We start from the raw sequence: 20,850 nt of genomic DNA, 5'->3' as shown, positions 1-20,850 counted from the left end.
GGCCCGGGAAACACAACAGCCCCCGATCAGCGATCGGGGGCTGTTGGCAGAACTACTAGACCGAGGCCTTCAGGTCATCGACCTTGTTCAGCTGCTCCCAGGGCAGCTCGATGTCGGTACGCCCGAAGTGGCCGTAGGCCGCCGTCTGGGCGTAGATCGGCCGCAGCAGGTCCAGGTCGCGGATGATCGCGCCGGGGCGCAGATCGAACACGCTGCTGATGGCCTTCTCGATGCGGGCCGGGTCGACGGTCTCGGTGCCGAACGTCTCGACGAACAGGCCGACCGGGGCGGCCTTGCCGATCGCGTAGGCCACCTGCACCTCGACGCGTTCCGCCAGCCCGGCGGCGACCACGTTCTTGGCCACCCAGCGCATCGCGTACGCGGCCGAACGGTCCACCTTTGACGGATCCTTGCCGGAGAAGGCGCCGCCGCCGTGGCGGGCCCAGCCCCCGTAGGTGTCGACGATGATCTTGCGGCCGGTCAGACCGGCGTCACCCATCGGACCGCCGAGCACGAACTTGCCGGTCGGGTTGACCAGCAGGCGGAAATCGGAGGTGTCCAGCGTCTCGTGGTTGAGGTCGGCCAGCACGGTGTTGACGACCTTCTCCCGGATGTCCGGGGTCAGGGTGGCGTCCAGGTCGATCCCGTCGGCGTGCTGAGTGGACAGCACCACGGTGTCCAACCGCACCGGCGTCCGGCCGTCGTACTGGATGGTGACCTGGGTCTTGCCGTCCGGCCGCAGGTAGTCGAGCACGCCGTTCTTGCGGACCTCGGTCAGCCGGCGCGACAGCCGGTGGGCCAGCGCGATGGGCAGCGGCATCAGCTCGGGGGTATCGCCGATGGCGTATCCGAACATCAGGCCCTGGTCGCCGGCGCCCTGGGAGTCCAGCGGGTCAGCGGCACCCTCGACACGCGCCTCGTGGGCGGTGTCCACACCTTGGGCGATGTCGGGCGACTGTGCGCCGATGGCGATGTTCACCCCGCAGGAGGCGCCGTCGAAACCCTTGGTGGACGAGTCGTAGCCGATCTCCAGGATGCGGTCACGGACGATCTTCGGAATGTCGGCGTAGGCAGAGGTGGTGACCTCACCGGCGACGTGCACCTGACCGGTGGTGACGAGCGTCTCCACCGCGACCCGCGACTTGGGATCCTGCTCCAGCAGCGCGTCGAGCACCGAGTCGCTGATCGCATCACAGATCTTGTCGGGGTGTCCTTCGGTTACCGACTCACTGGTAAACAGGCGACCTTGGCTCACGGTCTGCTTCCTTCCTTGCCGATCTGAAAAAGTTCTCAGTCTCAAAACTACTTAGTTAGGCGAATAATATCCATGCCCTGTTGCACCCAAGCGCGTGGGACGCGAATGCGCAACCCTTATCCGCACCTTGATGCGTACGTCGGATCACCCGTCGTGCTTGCCCAGAAACGCCGCGATCGCGTCCACGATACGGGTGGCCATCAGAGTCTTCGAACCGTGCTCGAGTGCGACCTCGGCGCCATCGGCGCTCAGCAACCAACCATCGTTGTTGTCCACCTCGAACGCCCGGTTCTCCCCCACCGCGTTGACCACCAGTAGGTCGCATCCCTTGCGCTGGAGTTTGGCCCTGGCATGGAACAGCACATCACCGTTGGCATCGCCGGTCTCGGCCGCGAAACCGACGATGGCCTGCATATTCGGCAACTGCCCCTCGGTACGGGCCCGAACCGCCCCGGCGAGCACGTCGTCATTGCGGACGAGGTCGATGGAGCTGGGTTCGGAGGCGCCGCCCTTTTTGATCTTGCTGGTGGCCACCTGCGCGGGCCGGAAGTCGGCGACCGCCGCGGCCATCACCAGGATGTTGGATTCGGGGGCGTACTTGGACACCGCGTCACGCAACTGCGCGGCCGAGCCGATGTGCACCACGTTGACGCCGGCCGGATCGACCAGACCTGCGGTATTGCCCGCGACCAGTGTCACGTCCGCGCCGCGCTGGGCCAGGACCCTGGCCACGGCATATCCCTGCTTGCCGGAACTGCGGTTGCCGATGAACCGCACCGGATCGAGGGGTTCACGGGTTCCGCCGGCGGTCACCAGGGCCTTGACCCCGGCCAGGTCGTAGGGCAGGGCGTCGCCCCGCTCGAGCAGGAGCTGCGCGAACGTGGCGATCTCTTCGGCCTCAGGTAGCCGTCCCGCGCCGCTGTCGGCTCCCGTGAGCCGCCCGGACGCGGGTTCCAGCACCACCGCACCCCGACGGCGCAGCGTGGCCACGTTGTCGACGGTGGCCGGGTGGAACCACATCTCGGTATGCATCGCCGGGGCGAACAGCACGGGACATCGCGCCGTGAGCAGCGTGGCGGTCAGAAGGTCGTCCGCCCGGCCCGCGACCGCGCGGGCCAGCAGATCGGCGGTGGCGGGTGCGACGACGACAAGATCGGCTTCCTGGCCGATCCGCACGTGCGGCACCTCGTGCACGTCGGTGAAGACACCGGTGTGCACGGGATTGCCCGACAGGGCTTCGAACGTGGCGGCTCCGATGAAGCGCAGGGCCGACTCGGTGGGCAGCACGCGCACCGAGTGGCCGGCCTCGGTCAGTTGACGGACCAGGGTGCACGCCTTGTAGGCGGCAATGCCGCCGGCAACGCCGACGACGATTCGCTTACCCGCGTTCACGTGCCCGGCCCTGGCCTGGCTACTCGCCGCCCTCGGTGTGCTCGAGCAGGTCCTCGTGGATCTCCCGCATCGCGATCGACAGCGGCTTCTCCTGCAGACCCGGCTCGACCAGCGGGCCGACGTACTCAAGGATGCCGTCACCCAGCTGGTTGTAGTAATCGTTGATCTGACGCGCGCGCTTGGCGGCGTAGATCACCAGCGCGTACTTGCTCGATGCGCGGTCCAGCAACTCGTCGATGGGCGGGTTGGTGATGCCCAGCGGAGTGTCGTAGGCGCTGGCGGCGGACGAATCGATGTCGTCCGCAGCGGCCAGCTGCGCATCGGCGTGCGGGGTGCTCACTAAAAAGTCTCCTGGCGGTTATGGCGAAAATGCACTTTGCGAACAGCGTGCTGGTGGCTCGCGGATCCGATCGCGTCGGTCCCGCCACGATGAGTCATCGACTGTCCACCAGCAAGGATACCAATTCAGCACATGCAGTTTCCAACTGGCGGTTCACCACGACCTGGTCAAAGTCGGATTTGGCGGCCATTTCGGCCCGCGCCGTCTCCAATCGCCTGGCCATCACCTCGGGCGACTCGGTGCCCCGGCCGGACAATCGGCTGACGAGTTCGTCCCAGCTCGGCGGCGCCAGGAACACCGATACCACCTCGGGCATGGCCTTCTTGACGGCTCGCGCACCGGCCAGATCGACCTCGATCAGCACCGGGCGCCCGGCCCGGGTGGCATCCCGCACAGGCTGGGCCGGCGTCCCCGAGCGGTGCAATCCGCCGTGAATGTCAGCCCATTCGAGCAGTTCGCCGTCATCGATCAGCTGCTGGAACCGTTCGGCGGACACGAATGTGTAATCGACTCCGTCAACCTCGCCGGGGCGGGGAGCCCTGGTCGTGACGGAGACAGAGAAATACAGGTCGGGAAGCCGCTCCCGCAGACAGCGGACCACGGTGGACTTCCCGACGGCGGAGGGACCGGACAACACGACGACCGGAGCCGTTGCTGCGTGTTGTCCGGCCCCTCTACCAGCGCTCAATGCGGAAGCCTCTACTGGTCGAACTTCTCCAGGAGGGCCTTGCGCTGACGATCACCGAGGCCGCGCAGACGGCGGGTCGGGGCGATCTCCAGCTCGGTCATGATTTCCTGCGCCTTGACCTTGCCGACCTTGGGCAGGGCCTCCAGCAGCGCGGAGACCTTCATCTTGCCCAAGACCTCATCGGTCTCGGCGTCGGTGAGCACCTGCTTGAGGTTGGTGCCGCCGCGCTTGAGTCGATCCTTGAGCTCGGCTCGCGCTCGACGTGCGGCAGCAGCCTTCTCCAACGCTGCCGCGCGCTGTTCGTCGGTCAACTGGGGAAGGGCCACGGGTTCCTCCGTCTCCTGGCGATTCTTCTTCGGCCATCTCTTGTTTTTTACGGCTGGAGTGCAAACCAGCCAGCGACGACGAACCTACCCACGCTGGCTGACGAAAGCGAACGCCACCCCCTGGTTACGGCGTTAAAAGCCCAGCGTGTAGTGCGCGCGGGCGACACCCGGTTTCCCCCCGAAAACGCCGTCCGGCATCGCCCCCGACACCCCATTGGGCCGGATATTCCTGCAAGTCAATGGTTTTCGAGCGATCGACAGCTAACTACTCAGGCGTCCCGCACCGGTTCCGACGCCACCGGACCTGGTTACCGCGGGGTATTGGAAAAACTTTTCGCTGGTCACGGCGTGTCGGGCGTGTCGGAACGGGTTACGCGCACGTCAAGCGGACGCATTTCACGACGCCCAGCACCCACCTAATTGCCGCATAGCGATTACACAGCTTGGCTAAATAGCCTTCACAGGTCGGGAATCCATGACCCCCGAAGGGAAGCTGGACATGAACATCAAGCGCTTGACCTGCGCTTCTGCCCTCGCCATAGCGCTCGGAACCGCCACCTTGGCGGCCGGAGCGGGCGTGGCAGCCGCCCAACCCGCACCGCCCTGCGGCTTCGGCAACTGCCAGGGACCCGGAGGACCAGGTGGGCCAGGTGGGCCAGGTGGGCCAGGTGGGCCAGGTGGCCCCGACCGTCCTGGCGGCCCAGGAGGCCCAGGAGGGCCCGAACACCCCGGCGGGCCGGCTGGACCAGGCGGGCCCGGTGGACCGGACCGTCCCGGCGGCCCAGGAGGCCATGATGGGCCCGGCTGGCCCGGTGGCCCGGGTGGACCCGGATGGCCGGGTGACCGAGGCCCCGGTGGCCCGGGTGGACCGGACGACCATGGCCGGCATTGGGGCCCGCCACCCCCGGACCTGTCCTGGCGCGGCATGGACCAGGGCCGGTTCGACCACCAGCCGTTCAACTACAACGGCAGCTGGGTGACACCCATTTTCGATCCGGGCTACAACGCGTGGGGTTTCTGGTTCTTCGGCATCTGGATCCCGCTGTGACGGCCTGCGCCGCAACAGGTCTGACAGGCAACCAGTCAATCTGATTGTGCTCGACCGCTTCTCGTATCGGTCGTCGTTTTCCACGCCTGGGTCGCGACACCGCGGCGATCACGGCCCAGGTGTGGAAAACGGTGTGGGGCACAAGCAAACCGGCCCACGCGACGGGGCGTGCCGTCAGGCGAGGTAAGCGACTTCGTCGCGCAAGCGCTCGGCTGCCGCACGCAGATCGGCCACCGCCGGGCCCGCCCGCAGCACCTCGCGCGACACCGTGGGCAGCACCAATCGCGCCCCGCCGAATCCGCCCAGCGCATCGGCGCGGCCGCCCTGGGCTCCGACACCGGGAACCAACACCGGTCCGCCCAGCGCGCTGAGATCGGGCAGTTCGGTCACGGTCGCGCCGACCACCACACCGACCGAGCCGGTCGGCCCACCGGCGGCTCGATTCACGGCGGCAACGTCGTCGACGACGGACTGCGCGACAGTGCGTGACCCGGTCATGGCGCGCTGCACACTCGCCCCCTCCGGGTTGGAGGTCGCCGCCAGCACGAACACGCCCCGGCCATGGGCCGCGGCGGTGTCCAGCAGCGGCTGCAGCGAACCGAACCCGAGATACGGCGATGCGGTCACCGCGTCGGCCGCCAGCGGCGAATCACCGGCCCACGCCGCGGCATAGGCGGCCATGGTCGAGCCGATGTCCCCGCGCTTGGCATCGGCCAGCACCAGCACGCCGGCCTCGCGCAAGGCGGCCATCGTGCGCTCCAGCACCGCGAAACCCGCTGAGCCGTAGGCCTCGAAAAACGCCACCTGCGGCTTGACCATCGCGAAGCCGGCGAACGCCGCCACGCAGATCTCGCTGAACGCGGCCAGGCCGTCGGCGTCGGCGGACAACCCCCAAGCCTGAAGTAGCTCGGGATGGGGGTCGATGCCGGGACACAGCGGCCCCCGCTCCGACACCGCGTCGGCCAGCCGTTGCCCGAAAGCCTCCATCGTCAGCGCGATTCCAGCTCGCTGTGCAGTTCCTGTAGTGACATCACGCCGATGTCGCCACGGATCCCCGCCTCGATGCCCTGCACCGCGGCCGAGGCTCCCTGGACGGTCGTCACGCACGGAATGTTCATCGACACTGCGGCCGAACGGATCTCGTACCCGTCGACGCGCGGCCCGGAGTTTCCGTACGGCGTGTTGATCACCATGTCGACCTCGCCGGCCTTGATGACGTCGACCGCGGACGGCAGGTCGCGGCTTCCACTGGGCTGTTCTGAGTGCTTGCGCACCTCATCGCAGGGAATGCCGTTGCGGCGCAGCATCTCCGCGGTGCCTTCGGTGGCCAGCACCCGGAATCCGAGATCGGCCAGGCGCTTCACCGGGAATACCAGCGAACGCTTGTCGCGGTTGGCCACCGAGACGAAGACGGTGCCCTCGGCCGGCAGCGACCCGTAGGCCGCGGTCTGGCTCTTGGCGAAGGCGGTTCCGAAGTCGTGGTCGATGCCCATCACCTCGCCGGTCGACTTCATCTCCGGTCCCAGCAGCGAATCGACCTGGGCACCATCGGCACGACGGAACCGGTGGAACGGCAGCACGGCTTCCTTGACCGCCACCGGGGCGTTGCGGGCGATGTTGGCCCCGTCGCCGTTCTTGTTCAGCAGGCCTTCCGCACGCAACTCGGCGATGGTGGCACCCAGCATCACCCGGGCACAGGCCTTGGCCAGCGGCACCGCGGTGGCCTTGGATACGAACGGCACCGTACGGCTGGCGCGCGGGTTGGCCTCCAGCACGTAGAGCACGTCATCCTTGAGCGCGTACTGCACGTTGAGCAGTCCGACCACGCCGATGCCATGGGCGATGGCCTCGGTCGCGCGGCGCACGGCTTCGATGTCGCTGCGGCCCAACGTGACCGGAGGCAGCGCACACGCCGAGTCACCGGAGTGGATACCGGCCTCCTCGATGTGCTCCATGATGCCGCCGATGTAGATCTCGTTGCCGTCGCACAGCGCGTCGACGTCGATCTCGATCGCGTCCTCCAGGAACCGGTCGACCAGCACCGGGTGTTCCGGGGACAGCTGCGTGGCGCGGGCGATGTAGCCCTCCAGGGTCGCCTCGTCGTAGACGATCTCCATGCCACGCCCGCCCAGGACGTAGGAGGGACGGACCAGCACGGGATAGCCGATGTCGGAGGCGATCCGCCGGGCCTGCTCGAAGCTGGTGGCGGTCCCGAACCGCGGTGCAGGCAGGCCCGCGTTGACCAGAACCTCGCCGAAGAGGCCACGGTCCTCGGCCAGGTCGATGGCGTCGGGCCCGGTGCCCACGATCGGCACCCCGGCCTCTTCGAGGCGCTTGGCCAGGCCCAGAGGCGTCTGACCGCCGAGCTGGACGATCACACCGACGACACCGGCGCCGGTTCCGTCCTCCCCCTTGCCCGAGATGTCCTCGGCGTAATAGACCTCCAGCACGTCCTCGAACGTGAGGGGCTCGAAGTACAACCGGTCGGCGGTGTCGTAGTCGGTGGACACCGTCTCGGGGTTGCAGTTGACCATCACCGTTTCGAACCCGACCGCACTCAGCGTGGTCGCGGCATGCACACAGCTGTAGTCGAATTCGATCCCCTGACCGATCCGGTTCGGTCCGGAACCCAGGATCAGCACCTTGGGCTTCTCGGTCTGCGGGGCGACCTCGGTCTCCGCAGCGGGATCGAGCTCGTAGCTGCTGTAGTGGTACGGCGTCTTGGCGTCGAACTCGGCCGCGCAGGTGTCGACGGTCTTGTACACCGGGTGAATGCCGAGCCGGCGACGCAGCGCGCGCACGCCCGACTCGCCGGCCAGTTCCGGTCGTAGCGCGGCGATCTGGCGGTCCGAGAGCCCGCTGTGCTTGGCCCGGCGCAGCAGTTCCGCGTCGAGCACCGGTGCTTCCAGCAGCTCGACACGCAGCGCGACCAGACCGGCGATCTGCTCGACGAACCACGGGTCGACGCCGGAGGCCTCGGCCACCTGCTCGACGCTGGCGCCCAGGCGCAGTGCGTGCTCGATGTCGTAGAGCCTGCCGTCCACCGGGGTGCGCAGGCCGGTCAGCAACTGCTCGACGGTGACGTCGGGGTCCGGGCCCGTCCAGAACCCGGCCCGGCTGGTCTCCAGCGACCGCATCACCTTGCCGAGGGCCTCGATGAAGTTGCGGCCCAATGACATCGCCTCACCGACCGACTTCATCGTGGTTGTCAGCGTCGCATCGGCACCAGGGAACTTCTCGAATGCGAACCGCGGTGCCTTGACCACGACGTAGTCCAGCGTGGGTTCGAAGCAGGCAGGCGTTTCCTTGGTGATGTCGTTGAGGATCTCGTCGAGCGTGTAGCCGATGGCCAGCTTCGCCGCGATCTTGGCGATCGGGAAGCCGGTGGCCTTCGATGCCAGCGCCGAGGACCGCGACACACGAGGGTTCATCTCGATGACGATCAGGCGACCATCGCTGGGGTCGATCGCGAACTGGATGTTGCAGCCACCGGTGTCGACGCCCACTTCGCGCAGGATCGCGATGCCCAGGTCGCGCATCTTCTGGTATTCGCGGTCGGTCAACGTCATCGCGGGCGCGACGGTCACCGAGTCGCCGGTGTGCACGCCCATCGGGTCGAAGTTCTCGATCGAGCAGACCACCACGACGTTGTCGCGGCTGTCGCGCATCAGCTCGAGCTCGAATTCCTTCCACCCGTAGATGGATTCCTCGATCAGCACGTTCGCCGAAGGTGAGGCGGCCAGGCCGTCGCCGGCCATCCGCTCGACATCCTCGGCCGAGTACGCCATGCCGGATCCCAGCCCACCCATGGTGAACGACGGGCGGACCACGACGGGCAGTCCCAGCTCGGCGACCGTATCGCGGACCTCGTCCATGGTGAAACACACACGGCTGCGGGCGGATTCACCGCCGACCTTGGCGACAATATCCTTGAACTTCTGCCGGTCCTCGCCGCGTTGGATGGCCTCGAAGTCGGCGCCGATGAGTTCGACCCCGTACTTCTCGAGCACACCGTTCTCGTGCAGGGCCACCGCGGTGTTCAGCGCGGTCTGCCCGCCGAGGGTGGCCAGCACGGCGTCGATCTTGTTGCCGCGCTCGGCCTGCTGGACGATGACCTTCTCGACGAACTCCCAGGTGATGGGCTCGACGTAGGTGTTGTCGGCGTACTCGGGATCGGTCATGATCGTCGCCGGGTTCGAGTTGACCAGGCTGACCTGGATGCCCTCGGAACGCAGCACCCGGCAGGCCTGGGTGCCCGAATAGTCGAACTCGCAAGCCTGGCCGATGACGATCGGGCCGGACCCGATCACCAGCACGTGGTTGAGGTCAGAGCGACGTGGCATCTACTTCTCTCCTGCCATCAGGTCGACGAACTGGTCGAACAGGTACTCGGCGTCGTGTGGTCCGGCCGCGGCCTCCGGGTGGTACTGGACTGAGAACGCCCGGCCATCGGCCAGCCGGATCCCTTCCACCACACCGTCGTTGGCGCAGGTGTGGCTGACCTCGGCGGCACCGAAGGGGGTGTCGAAGGTCTCGCCCGCTTCGCCCTCGAGGGCGAAGCCGTGGTTCTGGGCGGTGATCGCCACCCGGCCGGTGATGTGGTCGATCACCGGGATGTTGATGCCGCGGTGGCCGAACACCATCTTGTAGGTGGACCTGCCCAGCGCACGGCCCAGGATCTGGTTGCCGAAGCAGATGCCGAACAGCGGGATTCCGGCACCGAGCACCTCGCGGGTCACCGCAACGATGTGGTCGGCGGTGGCCGGGTCACCGGGACCGTTGGACAGGAACACCCCGTCGGGTTGGAGGTCGGCGATCTGGTCGAACGTCACCGACGATGGCAGGACGTGGCTGCGGATCCCGCGCCGGGCGAAGTTGCGCGGGGTGTTGGTCTTGATTCCCAGGTCAACCGCCGCGACCGTAAACCGGTGGCCACCTTCAGGTGCTCCCTCTGCTTCAACGATGTACGGGCTGCGCGTGCTGACCTGACCGGCCAGATCCGCGCCCAGCATCGAGGGCTGGTCCAGTACGCGGGCCACCAGCTCGTCGGTCCCGGCCAACGCGTCTCCGGAGAACACCCCGGCCTTCATCGACCCGCGTGTGCGCAGGTGGCGCACCACCGCCCGGGTGTCGATGCCGGCGATGCCCACGATGCCCTGCCGGACCAACTCGTCGTCCAGGGTTCCGCTGGCACGCCAGTTCGACGCGCGCGGCGAAGGATCGCGCACGGCGTAACCGGCCACCCAGATCTTGTCGTCGCGGCTTTCGCCGTCCTCGGTGTTCCAGCCCGTGTTGCCGATCTGCGGCGCGGTGGCGACCACGATCTGGCCGTGGTAGCTGGGGTCGGTGAGCGTCTCCTGGTAGCCCGACATCCCGGTGGAGAACACCGCCTCGCCGAGGGTCTGCCCGACCGCCCCGAACGTCGTACCGGTGAAGACGCGCCCGTCCTCAAGTACCAGGACCGCCTTGCCATTTCGATTGTTCGTCATGCCTCTTCCTCCAGCCAGCGGTCGTACTCTGCGCGATTGTCGGCGCGGAACCCGGTATCGATCTCGGTGCCCGAGGGCAGTCGCCACCTGATGGCCAGGATTCCGTCGTAAGTCAGTGCCTTGCCTGCGATTCCGCGTTCGGTCCTGATCGCGGTGACCGACTCGGCGGGGATCCAGATCGGCCCGGCACCGCTGCGCTGCATCATGATTCCCTCGGGGTAGCGGGTCAGCACCGCCTTGGTGCGAAAGCCCAGATCCCCCGCGGCGACCTTGTCGTTCCAGTGCGGTACCAGCGTGCTGCCGACGTACATCCCCTTGGTGGCCGCGATCGTCGCCGCACCGACGGTGTCGGGCAGCGCCGGCAAGGTGCCGATCAGCTCGGCCTGGCGCTGTGCACGATGCAGCCAGCCGCGCATCATCTGGCGGATCAGGAAAGCGATCAGCACGGCCAGCAGGCCGGCCAGCACCAGCGACGCGATCAGGGTAGGTGTGTTCACCGTGGTCCCGACTTCCCGTCCAGGGCGGTGATCTTGCCGCGCAGCAGCGTGGCGGTCACGGTCGCAGGCAGCGTCATCGATTCGAAAGGCGTGTTGTCGGAGCGGCTGGCCAGCTCGTCGCCCTCCACCGTCCAGGTCGCGTCGGGATCGATCACGGTGAGGTTGGCGGGCTCCCCCACCTCCAGGGGCCGGCCCTGATCGGGCAGGCCGACGATGGCAGCGGGCGCCTCGCTCATCACCTTGGCGACGCCGCGCCAGGTCAGCAGGCCGGGACGCACCATGGTTTCGGCCACCACGGACAGCGCGGTCTGCAGGCCCAGCATGCCCGGTCGGGCTACCGAGAACTCGCAGCACTTCTCGTGTTCGGCGTGTGGGGCATGGTCGGTGGCCACACAGTCGATGACGCCGTCGGCCAGGGCCTGACGCAAGGCCACGGCGTCACTGGATTCGCGCAGCGGCGGGTTGACCCGGTTGCGCCCGTCATAGCTGGCCAGCCGGCCGTCATCGAGCAGCAGATGATGCGGGGTGACCTCGGCGGTGATGGAAATACCTTGTGCCTTGGCCCATTTCAGCAATTCCACGGTGCCCGCTGTGGATGCGTGGCAGATGTGCACCCGGGCGCCGGCGTCGCGGGCCAGGATCGCATCCCGGGCGACGATCGACTCCTCCGCCGACCGCGGCCAACCGGCCAGCCCGAGCTTGGCCGCGTTCGGCCCCTCATGAGCGACGGCGCCGACGGTCAGCCGCGGCTCTTCGGCGTGCTGGGCGATGAGCACCCCGAGGCCGGTGGCGTATTCGAGTGCCCGGCGCATCACCAGCGGGTCATGCACGCACAGACCGTCATCGGAGAACATCCGCACCTGACCGACACCGTCGGCCATCAGGCCCATCTCGGTGAGTTGCTTGCCTTCGAGGCCGACCGTGACCGCGCCGACCGGGTGCACGTCGACCAGGCCCACCTGCTGTCCGCGGTTCCACACGTGGTCGGTGACCACCGCGGAATCGGCGACCGGATCGGTGTTGGCCATCGCGAACACCGCGGTGTAGCCACCCAGAGCCGCTGCGGCTGAACCTGTTTCGATGTCCTCGGCGTATTCGCGGCCCGGCTCGCGCAGATGGGTGTGCAGATCGACGAAGCCCGGCAGCAGTATCTGGCCGGCAGCTTCGATGACCTCGGCATCCTCGGGAGCCTTGAGGGCCGAACCGATCTCGGCGATCTGCCCATCGGCGACCAACACGTCGAGCGCGTCACCCTCACCGTAGAGCCGGACACCGCGGATGAGGACCGGCGGATTCGAGCCTGCGATGTGTTTCGTCATACGCTGATCGCCTCCCGATCCGCGCCCACCAGCAGATGGAACAGCACCGCCATCCGCACGTGGACACCATTAGAAACCTGTTGCAGAACAGCCGATTGCGAGGAATCGGCAACCGGGAACGCGATCTCCATGCCGCGTAGCATCGGCCCCGGGTGCAGCACCACGGCGTTGCCGGGCAGCATGGCCTGGCGCTTCTCCGACAATCCGTAGCGCACCGAGTACTCACGCGCGGACGGGAAGAACGCACCGTTCATCCGCTCGGCCTGAACCCGCAGCATCAACACCGCATCGGCAGCGGGCAGTTCGGCGTCGAGGTCGTGCGACACCGTGACCGGCCAGCCGGACACCCCGACCGGCAGCAGCGTCGGCGGCGCCACCAGCACCACCTCGGCACCCAGGGTCGCCAGCAGCGACACGTTCGACCGGGCCACCCGGCTGTGCAGCACGTCGCCGACGATCACCACACGCCTGCCCTCGATGGAGCCGAGCCGTTGGCGGATGGTCAAGGCGTCGAGCAGCGCCTGGGTGGGGTGTTCATGCGTCCCGTCACCGGCGTTGATGACGCTGGGCCCGCCGCCGCCGTCCTCGGCGGTCCACTCGGCGAGCTGCTGGGCAGCGCCCGAGGCGGGGTGGCGGATGATCAGCGCGTCGGCCCCGGCGGCGCGCAGCGTCAGCGCCGTGTCGCGCAGCGACTCCCCTTTGGCCACCGAGGATCCCGACGAGCTCACGTTGATCACGTCGGCGCTCATCCACTTGCCCGCGACCTCGAACGACACCCGGGTCCGGGTGGAGTTCTCATAGAACATCGTGATGACGGTCCGGCCGCGCAATGTCGGCAGCTTCTTGACCTCGCGGCCCAGCAGCGCCTCACGGAACCGGTCGGCATCATCGAGGATCGCCGTCGCGTCATCCCTGGTGAGGTCCTGCGCCGATAGGAGATGACGTGTCGTCATTTCGAAATCACCACCCCATCGCGGTCGTCATCCTCGGACAGCAGCACATGGACACTCTCGGCGCGGGAGGTCGGCACGTTCTTGCCGACGTAATCGGCCCGGATCGGCAGCTCCCGGTGGCCGCGGTCGACCAGCACCGCCAGCTGCACCACCCGAGGACGACCGATGTCGCGCAAGGCATCCAGCGCCGAGCGCACCGAACGCCCCGAGTACAGGACGTCGTCGACGAGGATCACCACGGCGTCGTCGATGCCGCCGGGCGGGATCGACGTCGCCGCGAGCGGCCGGGGCGGCTTGAAGTTGAGGTCGTCACGGTAGAGCGTGATGTCGAGGGCACCGACCGGCAACGCCACATCGGCGAACTCGTCGATCTTGGCGGCCAGGCGCGTGGCCAGCGTCACGCCGCGCGTGGGGATGCCGAGGAGAACGACCCGCTCACGTTCGGCGGGATCGTCAAGAGCGGTCTTTTCGATGATCTGATGGGCGATCCGGGAAATGGTGCGGCCGACGTCCGCCGCAGACAACAATTCCCGGTCGGCACTTGAAGAGCCCATAAGGTGACCCTGACCTCCTTCTCCGCCTCTCGGGACGGATCGTTAAAGGACGTCGAACTGCCGGGTAGCTTAGCAGGCCGCAAACGTCCGGCCTGCCACGGTCATCTCGCGGAGTCACTCAATACGGCGTCCAGTTCGGTTCCCTTTGTCTCGGGCAGCAGCACGGTCGAAACGATGCTGACGACGACGAAAGCCGCCATCATCGCCCCAACAGCCCAGCTACCCAGCGTGGCCACCAGGACTCCGGCGACCAACGGTGGAATTGCCCCGCCCACGATGCCGGCCAGGTTGAACGAGAGACCGGCGCCGGTGTAGCGGTAGCGGGTGGCGAAGATCTCAGGCAGGAAGGACCCGATCGGCCCGTAGGACAGGCCGAAGATGCAGAAGATGCCGGCGATCGCCACCGCGAAGGCCACCGGTGAACCGGAGTCGATCAGCGGCATCACCACGAACGCCCATGGCAGGGCCAGCCCGAAGCCTGCGAGTATGACGCGCCGGCGGCCGTACCGGTCGCACAGCACCGCCGAAATCGCCGAGAAGATCATGAGCGCGACGCCGGCGAGCACCCCGACACCGAGGATCAGGCTGCGCGGGTGTCCGATGCGGGTGCTGGCGTAGCTCATCAGGTAGGTGCCACCCAGGAAACTCATGGTGAAGATGCCGACCATGCAGCCCGCCGCGAGCGCCACCTGCCGGGTCTGGGTCCGGAACAGTTCGCTCAGCGGCGCCTTGGGCACGCCGCCGGTCACCCGCTCCCGGGCGAAGACGGGCGTCTCGTCGATGCTCAACCGCACATACAGCGCCACGATCAGCAGCACCGCGCTGAACAGGAACGGCAGCCGCCAGCCCCAGTCCAGGAACACCGCGCTCTTCTCACCGACGGTCAGGCTGACGATGAAGACCACGAGGTTGCTCACCGCAAGTCCGGCACCCGCACCGAGCTGGGTGAACATCCCGTACATTCCGCGCTTTCCGACTGGCGCGTACTCGGCGCTCAGCAGCGCCGACCCCGCCCATTCCCCACCGACGGCGAAGCCCTGCAGCAGCCGCAGGATCAGCAGGATGATCGGTGCGGCGACGCCGATGGTCGCCGCACTGGGCACCAACCCCACGCACACGGTCGACAACCCCATGATCAGCAGCGTCGCGATCAGAGTCTTCTTGCGGCCCAGCCGATCTCCGAAATGCCCGAAGACCGCGGCACCGATCGGACGGGACAGGAACGCGACCGCGAACGTGCCGAGTGAGGAGATGGTGGCCATCGTGGGGCCCATGTTCGGGAAGAACACGTGCGGGAAGATCAGTGCCGCGGCGGTGCCGTAGATATAGAAGTCGTAGAACTCGATCGCCGTCCCGACGAAGCTCGCGAACGCCACCCGTCTCATGGGGTTGGGCTCGGGGGTGGACACGCCGTCGATCTGGTCCTGCTGGGTCATCTGCCTCTTCTCACGCCATGTTCGCCAGGGAAGTATCGCCCAAGCCGCGGTGATTGTTGTCGAGAATGCCCGGCGGCGGACCGCGAGTGTGGACTGCCGAGCCTCGGAGGCGCCCGCTAGCCTGGCCCGGGTGAACCTCGACGGCAATCAATCGTCCATCCGGGAGGCCATCGACGCCGGGCTGCTGGCCAGCGCGGTCACGCTGGTGTGGCAGGCGGGCAAGGTCCTTCAAGTCAGTGCCCTTGGTCACCGGGACGTCGATGCGGGGCTGCCGATGCAGACCGACACCATCTTCAGGATCGCGTCGATGACGAAGCCTGTGACGGTGGCCGCGGCGATGGCGCTGGCCGAGGAGGGCAAGTTCAGGCTGAACGAGCCGGTGACGAAATGGCTGCCGGAATTGGCCGACATGCGGGTGCTACGCGAGGCGCGCGGACCGCTGGACCGCACCGAGCCCGCGCGCCGGCCCATCACCTTCGACGACCTGATGACCCATCGCAGCGGCCTGGCCTACGTGTTCTCGGTACTGGGGCCGCTGGCGTCGGCCTACGGCAAGCTGTCGCTGCGCCAGGACCAGGACCGCTGGCTGGCCGAGGTGGCCAAACTGCCGCTGGCCCATCAGCCCGGGGAACGCCTCACGTATAGCCACTCCACCGATGTGCTGGGGATCGCGTTGTCCCGCATCGAGAGCAAGCCGCTGTCACAGGTGCTGTCCGAGCGCATCTTCGCGCCACTGGGCATGAGCGACACTGGTTTCTCGGTCGACGCGGCCGGCCGGCGCCGGTCGGCGACGATGTACCAACTGACCGCCGACAACACCCTGACCCACGATGTGATGGGTCCGGCGCCCATCACCGATCCCCCGTTCTGCACGGGCGGGGCGGGGCTGTTCTCCACCGCCGACGACTATTTGAAGTTCGCCCGGATGTTGTTGGCCGGCGGCACCGTCGACGGGGTGCGCGTGCTGTCCGAGGAGTCGGTACGGCTGATGCGCACCGACCGGCTCACCCCCGAACAGAAGCAGTACCCGTTCCTGGGGGCACCGTTCTGGGTCGGCCGGGGCTTCGGGCTGAACCTGTCGGTGGTGACCGACCCGGCGAAGTCGCGTCAGTTGTTCGCCCCGGGCGGACTGGGCACCTTCAGTTGGCCGGGCGCCTACGGCACCTGGTGGCAGGCCGACCCTTCGGCGGATCTGATCCTGATCTACCTGATCCAGAACCATCCGAACCTGTCGGTCGACGCGGCCGCCGTCAGCGGCAACACCTCGACGGCGAAACTCCAGACCGCGCAACCCAGATTCGTCCGCCGCACGTATCAGGCGCTCGACCTCTGAACGTCTGACCGACTCGGTCACAGCCGCCGCGCATACGCTGTGCCCCATGACGCAGCCCACCGTTCTTGTCAGCGGCGCCGGGATCGCCGGACCCGCGCTGGCGCATTGGTTGACCAACTACGGGTACCGGGTGACCGTTGTGGAATCCGCACCCGGAATCCGGCCGGGTGGACAGACTGTCGACCTGCGGGGCGCCGGTCGCGACGTGGTGAGCCGGATGGGACTGACGGACGAACTGCAGCGCCGGTTGATCGATCAGAAGGGAATCGCGTGGGTCCGCGCCGACGGCACCCGTCGGGCAGAGATGCCGGTGACGGCGTTTCACGGCAACGGCGTGGTGTCGAAACTGGAGATCCTGCGTGGTGATCTGGTGGACGCGCTCTACGAACACACAAGGGCGCGCACCGAATACCGGTTCGGCACCCGCATCACCGCGCTGCGCCAGACGGGACGTGTCGTCGAGGCGACGTTGAGCGACGGTACTGCGGTGACCGCGGATCTGGTGGTCGGCGCCGACGGGCCGCACTCCGCGGTTCGGCGGCTCGCGTTTGGTCCCGAGGAGCAATTCGTCAAACTGCTCGGCGGCTACAACGCCTGGTTCACCGCCCCGGACACCGCCGGGCTCGACGCGTGGTACCTGATGTATCAGGAGCCCGGACGCAACGCGTCGATGCGCCCGGCCCACGAGCCGGCCCTGTGCAAGGCCGGCTTGGCCTTTCGGTCCGGGCCCCTGTCGTTCGACCGCCGCGATCCCGACGAGCAAAGAGCCCTGCTGGCAACATATTTCGCGGGCGCCGGCTGGCATTGCGAGGCGTTACTGGCCGCGGCGGCGGAGGCCGGCGACTTCTACTTCGACGCCTTTCTACAGGTCCACATGCCAACCCTCTCGAACGGCCGGGTGACGCTGGTCGGCGATGCCGGCTACTGCGCCTCACCGCTGTCCGGCATGGGTACCAGCCTGGCGCTGGTCGGCGCCCACGTCCTGGCCGGCGAACTCGGTGCGGCCGAGTCCTTTGATGCCGAGCAGATCCCGGACGCACTGATGCGGTACGAGGCGGTGATGCGGCCTTACATCGACCGGTGCCAGGCCCTGCCACAGGGTATTGACGGCTACCTCCCCAAGTCGTCCAGCGATGTCGCGGTGACCGCTCAGGTGATGAAGTGGATGCAGCGCCGGCCGTTCCGTGGGTTCGCCGAGCGCAAATGGTTCACCACTGCCGACGCGGTCGACCTCCCGGACTACCCGTTGCCTGCAGGCTGAGGCAGCGCTATGCGCCGGCCTTGGCCGCCGACACCGCGGCCAGTTTGGCCTCGGCGATCCGGTAGAGGCCGTCGAGCGCGGACTCCTCGATACTGAGGTACTCACAGACGACGTCGCGCGCAACCCCGGCGTCGCGCAGCCGCAGTGCCAGTGAGTACGGCAACGGCAGCTGACGTAGCGCCTGTTCGCGTGTGTCGCCCTCGTCGGCCATGCGATCCAGGATGCGACGGATCAGCCGATCCGAAGCGAGTAACCCAATACTCGAATCAGCGGTGCCGTCGGGGTAGCAGCGCGATCAGTTCAGCCCGGGTGGACACTCCGGTTTTCGCCATCGCGCGGTAGATGTGCCCCTCGACGGTGCGCACCGACAGCCGCAGCCGGTCGGCAATCGCCCGGCTGGACAGGCCCGCACCGATCAGCATGGCGATCTCCCGCTCCCTGTCGGTCAAGGGCAGACGCTCGGCGGCGGCGAGCAACGCCGGAGTGGCCATACCGCCGCAGGTGTCGGCCAGTGCCCTGGCCCGCGCCGCGGACGCCATCGCCGAGCCACGCATGTCCCTGCGCCGGTACGCCACCGCCGCGAGTCCGGCGGCGTCAGCCCCGGCCACCAGGTCCCCGAGTTCCTCGAATTCGATTGATACCTTTGCCAACCCGTCACCGTCGTCGTGGGCAAGCGCGCGGCACATGGCGGCGGCGGCACCGACTCGCGGCCCCTCGACCAGCCCGGTCAACTCGTCGAGCCGGTCCGCGCGGGAAGCGTCGCCGAATTGCGCCGCGGTCTGCAGGCACAACGCCTCGCCCGCCATTTGTCCCTGCGCTCCGGCGGTATCGGCGGCATCGAGTGCGATGGCAATGGCTTCCGACACCGCGCCCTGGGTCGCAGCCACCCAGGCCCGCACCAGGGTGTGTTCATAGGCGAGGTAGCGCCAGCTGGCATGACGGCGTTCGTCGAGTTCAGTCAGGGTGCTGTCGTCAGCCAGACCCCGGATGGCCAGTGCCGTGGCCCGGGGCAGGTGGAATCGGTAGCCGAACCCGTTGGTCTCCCCCGCGGCCCGCATCATCTCGACCACCGGATCCAGCAGTTCGGCCACGAGGCCGAGCTGGCCGGCCCCCGAGGCAGCACGGCCTGTCAGCGCGACGCCGAACAGCTGGGCCGCTCCGGGCAGGTTCGCGGCGTGCCGGCTCAACTGCTCCGCTTCCTCGCGCGCCTCACGGATCCTCCCGGCCAGCAGCAGCGCACCGATGTGCGCGTCGGCGATGACGAACCGCGTGTGCGCGGCATCGAAGGAGCCGTCCGTGATGCGGTAACCGGCGTGAGCGGCAGTGACGGCCTCGTCGACGCGGCCGGCATCGCCGCACGACGCGGCCACGGCCCACGCGGTCACCGCACCCACGATGGCGGGCAGAGCGTCCAGATCCAGGCCGCTGGACGCAGCCCTGGCCCGCTCCGGATCACCCATCGCGGCCCAGTACACCGTGTAGAACGCGTCAATGCAGGCACGGGCAGCGGTAGGGATGTGCGCCGCAGCATCGTCGACGTGCCGCTTGGCGCCTGCCGGATCGGCGAGCGACCACAACATGTTCGACGCACGCAGGAAGGCCAACCGGGCCCGCCCGTCGTCGGTGAGGTCGCCGAGCTCGATGGCGTCGAGCACCGCATCCGATTCCTCACCTCGGCTGAGCCACGACAAGGCATGCGCGCGAATGAATTTCGCCTCTGCATCGGCGCCGGCCTCGATCGCCCCGTGGGCCAACCGGTCGGCCAGGGCCAGATCGGACAGCCACACCGCGCCCTGTGCCGCCCGGGTCAACAACTCGGGATCGAGCGGCAGGTCCGAGTCGAGCATCAGCGTGGCCCGTCGTACCACCACCCTCATGGCGTCACGGTCATCCCGGTCACCCAGCGCGGTGGCCACCAGCCCCCGCAACCGGCGCAAGCGAGAACCCGGCACCCGGTTGCGTCGCACCTCGGCGTAGAGCGGGTGAGCTACGCGGACCTCGTGGTCGGTGGCATCGATCGTGATCAACCCGCGTGTCTCGGCAGCGGCCACCGAATCGGCATCGGTGATCGCGGTCAGCCGGTCCAGCTGGATCGGCTCGGCCACCGCCAGGACATCGACGACCTCGCTCACCGCCGGCGGTAGGGCGCCGATCCTCGTCTCGATCAGTTCGACCAGCCCGGGCGGCATCACCGGATCCCCGGTCCACCGCCAGGTGCCCTCCTGGCAGGCGAGCCGCCCCTGGGCGACTTCCTGCTCGACGATATTGCGCAGATAGAGCACGTTGCCGCGGGTCAGCCGCCACAGCCGCTGCGCTGCTTCGTGATCGAGCGGCCCGCCGAGCGCGGCGGTCAGCAACTGAGTCGACTCGTCCCGGGACAGCGGCTGAAGGTCCAACCGCTCGAACCGGCCACGGTCACACGCCGTCAGCACCTCGGCAGGTACCGGCGAACCGGTGCGCACGGTCAGCAGGAGCTTGGCGGCGCCGCGCTGCACGATCTGCTGCAACACGAAACCCGACAACCCGTCGAGCAGGTGCGCGTCATCGACACACACCAGCACCGGCCGGCCGTTCGATACCGCGGTCAGGCCGTCGATCACCCTGCCGACCAGCGCCACGCTGTCGGCGTCCGAGGTTCCTACCCATCGTGCGAACGTCCCCAGCGGCAGTGCCCGGGCAGCTGATGTGCCCACCGCCCAGCGGGTTTCGTGACCGTTGCTGCCCGCTGTGGAGAGCGCTTCACGGGCGATACGGCTTTTGCCCACCCCGGCAGTTCCATAGATCACGATCCCGGACAGTTCGGCGGAGGCCAGCGCGGCGTCGATCAGCCGGGCCTCCTCCAACCGCCCCGTCAGCGGCCAGGCGAGTCGCACGCATCGACACTAGGCCCAGGCCCGGTCGTTAGCAGCGTTAACGACGAACTTCGATGCTGTAAGAAACCCGGGTCGAGCTCAGCGTG

18 protein-coding genes are annotated in these 20,850 nt (G+C 67.9%); 3 read left to right on the top strand and 15 right to left on the bottom strand.

All coding sequences use genetic code 11. The features are described from left to right. Positions 1 to 55: 55 nt before the first annotated feature. The 5 genes from metK to mihF form a co-directional block, all read right to left on the bottom strand. A complete protein-coding gene (gene metK, locus EH231_RS04815; RefSeq protein WP_090425527.1) occupies positions 56 to 1,255 on the bottom strand; it encodes a methionine adenosyltransferase in 1,200 nt (399 codons plus the stop codon). Between the two features lie 144 nt (positions 1,256 to 1,399). Then, positions 1,400 to 2,647: a bifunctional phosphopantothenoylcysteine decarboxylase/phosphopantothenate--cysteine ligase CoaBC gene (gene coaBC / locus EH231_RS04810; RefSeq protein WP_124711987.1), complete on the bottom strand. Its 1,248-nt coding sequence runs from the start codon at positions 2,645 to 2,647 to the stop codon at positions 1,400 to 1,402. A 19-nt stretch (positions 2,648 to 2,666) separates the two neighbouring features. Continuing rightward, positions 2,667 to 2,987, bottom strand: coding sequence for a DNA-directed RNA polymerase subunit omega (gene rpoZ / locus EH231_RS04805; protein WP_044518192.1), 321 nt, complete (start codon positions 2,985 to 2,987; stop codon positions 2,667 to 2,669). A 94-nt stretch (positions 2,988 to 3,081) separates the two neighbouring features. Continuing rightward, on the bottom strand, positions 3,082 to 3,675 hold the full coding sequence (gene gmk, locus EH231_RS04800) for a guanylate kinase (RefSeq protein ID WP_090425525.1): 594 nt from the start codon (positions 3,673 to 3,675) through the stop codon (positions 3,082 to 3,084). Between the two features lie 11 nt (positions 3,676 to 3,686). Then, on the bottom strand, positions 3,687 to 4,001 hold the full coding sequence (gene mihF / locus EH231_RS04795) for an integration host factor, actinobacterial type (RefSeq protein WP_003880790.1): 315 nt from the start codon (positions 3,999 to 4,001) through the stop codon (positions 3,687 to 3,689). A gap of 499 nt (positions 4,002 to 4,500) precedes the next feature. Between mihF and EH231_RS34200 the strand changes: the two genes are divergently transcribed. Then, complete coding sequence (locus EH231_RS34200; protein WP_241178122.1) at positions 4,501 to 5,049, top strand: hypothetical protein; 549 nt, start codon at positions 4,501 to 4,503, stop codon at positions 5,047 to 5,049. A gap of 174 nt (positions 5,050 to 5,223) precedes the next feature. On the opposite strand, the gene pyrF is transcribed toward EH231_RS34200, so the two are convergent. From pyrF to EH231_RS04750, 8 genes are all read right to left on the bottom strand, one after another. Continuing rightward, complete coding sequence (gene pyrF, locus EH231_RS04785) at positions 5,224 to 6,036, bottom strand: orotidine-5'-phosphate decarboxylase (RefSeq protein ID WP_090425524.1); 813 nt, start codon at positions 6,034 to 6,036, stop codon at positions 5,224 to 5,226. 2 nt (positions 6,037 to 6,038) lie between these two features. Next, complete coding sequence (gene carB, locus EH231_RS04780) at positions 6,039 to 9,392, bottom strand: carbamoyl-phosphate synthase large subunit (RefSeq protein WP_090425523.1); 3,354 nt, start codon at positions 9,390 to 9,392, stop codon at positions 6,039 to 6,041. Continuing rightward, a complete protein-coding gene (gene carA, locus EH231_RS04775; protein ID WP_090425522.1) occupies positions 9,393 to 10,538 on the bottom strand; it encodes a glutamine-hydrolyzing carbamoyl-phosphate synthase small subunit in 1,146 nt (381 codons plus the stop codon). It lies immediately after the preceding gene. Beyond that, a complete protein-coding gene (locus EH231_RS04770; protein ID WP_090425521.1) occupies positions 10,535 to 11,035 on the bottom strand; it encodes a PH-like domain-containing protein in 501 nt (166 codons plus the stop codon). The genes carA and EH231_RS04770 overlap by 4 nt, the downstream gene beginning before the upstream one ends. Continuing rightward, positions 11,032 to 12,354, bottom strand: coding sequence for a dihydroorotase (locus EH231_RS04765; RefSeq protein WP_090425520.1), 1,323 nt, complete (start codon positions 12,352 to 12,354; stop codon positions 11,032 to 11,034). Before EH231_RS04765 ends, EH231_RS04770 begins: the two co-directional genes overlap by 4 nt. Further along, positions 12,351 to 13,307, bottom strand: a complete 957-nt coding sequence (locus tag EH231_RS04760) for an aspartate carbamoyltransferase catalytic subunit (RefSeq protein ID WP_090425519.1) — start codon at positions 13,305 to 13,307, stop codon at positions 12,351 to 12,353. The genes EH231_RS04765 and EH231_RS04760 overlap by 4 nt, the downstream gene beginning before the upstream one ends. Then, positions 13,304 to 13,861, bottom strand: a complete 558-nt coding sequence (gene pyrR, locus EH231_RS04755; protein ID WP_090425518.1) for a bifunctional pyr operon transcriptional regulator/uracil phosphoribosyltransferase PyrR — start codon at positions 13,859 to 13,861, stop codon at positions 13,304 to 13,306. Before pyrR ends, EH231_RS04760 begins: the two co-directional genes overlap by 4 nt. 101 nt (positions 13,862 to 13,962) lie before the next feature. Next, positions 13,963 to 15,297 (bottom strand): MFS transporter, encoded by a 1,335-nt coding sequence (locus EH231_RS04750; protein WP_090425517.1) that lies wholly within the window; start codon positions 15,295 to 15,297, stop codon positions 13,963 to 13,965. A 130-nt stretch (positions 15,298 to 15,427) separates the two neighbouring features. Between EH231_RS04750 and EH231_RS04745 the strand changes: the two genes are divergently transcribed. Further along, complete coding sequence (locus EH231_RS04745; RefSeq protein ID WP_124711986.1) at positions 15,428 to 16,630, top strand: serine hydrolase domain-containing protein; 1,203 nt, start codon at positions 15,428 to 15,430, stop codon at positions 16,628 to 16,630. Between the two features lie 46 nt (positions 16,631 to 16,676). Next, the gene (locus EH231_RS04740; protein WP_090425515.1) at positions 16,677 to 17,891 is read left to right on the top strand and encodes an FAD-dependent monooxygenase; all 1,215 of its coding nucleotides are present in this window, start codon (positions 16,677 to 16,679) and stop codon (positions 17,889 to 17,891) included. 7 nt (positions 17,892 to 17,898) lie between these two features. Here the strand turns inward: EH231_RS04740 and EH231_RS04735 are convergent, their stop codons facing one another. Then, the gene (locus tag EH231_RS04735; protein ID WP_090425514.1) at positions 17,899 to 18,102 is read right to left on the bottom strand and encodes a hypothetical protein; all 204 of its coding nucleotides are present in this window, start codon (positions 18,100 to 18,102) and stop codon (positions 17,899 to 17,901) included. Between the two features lie 55 nt (positions 18,103 to 18,157). After that, the gene (locus EH231_RS04730) at positions 18,158 to 20,764 is read right to left on the bottom strand and encodes a helix-turn-helix transcriptional regulator (protein WP_124711985.1); all 2,607 of its coding nucleotides are present in this window, start codon (positions 20,762 to 20,764) and stop codon (positions 18,158 to 18,160) included. Between the last annotated feature and the right edge of the window lie 86 nt (positions 20,765 to 20,850).

It is taken from the genome of Mycolicibacterium nivoides, from assembly GCF_003855255.1.
GTDB lineage: Bacteria > Actinomycetota > Actinomycetes > Mycobacteriales > Mycobacteriaceae > Mycobacterium > Mycobacterium nivoides.
The sequence above is the reverse complement of the archived record's forward strand: the minus strand, read 5'-3'. Positions and strand labels throughout refer to the sequence as shown.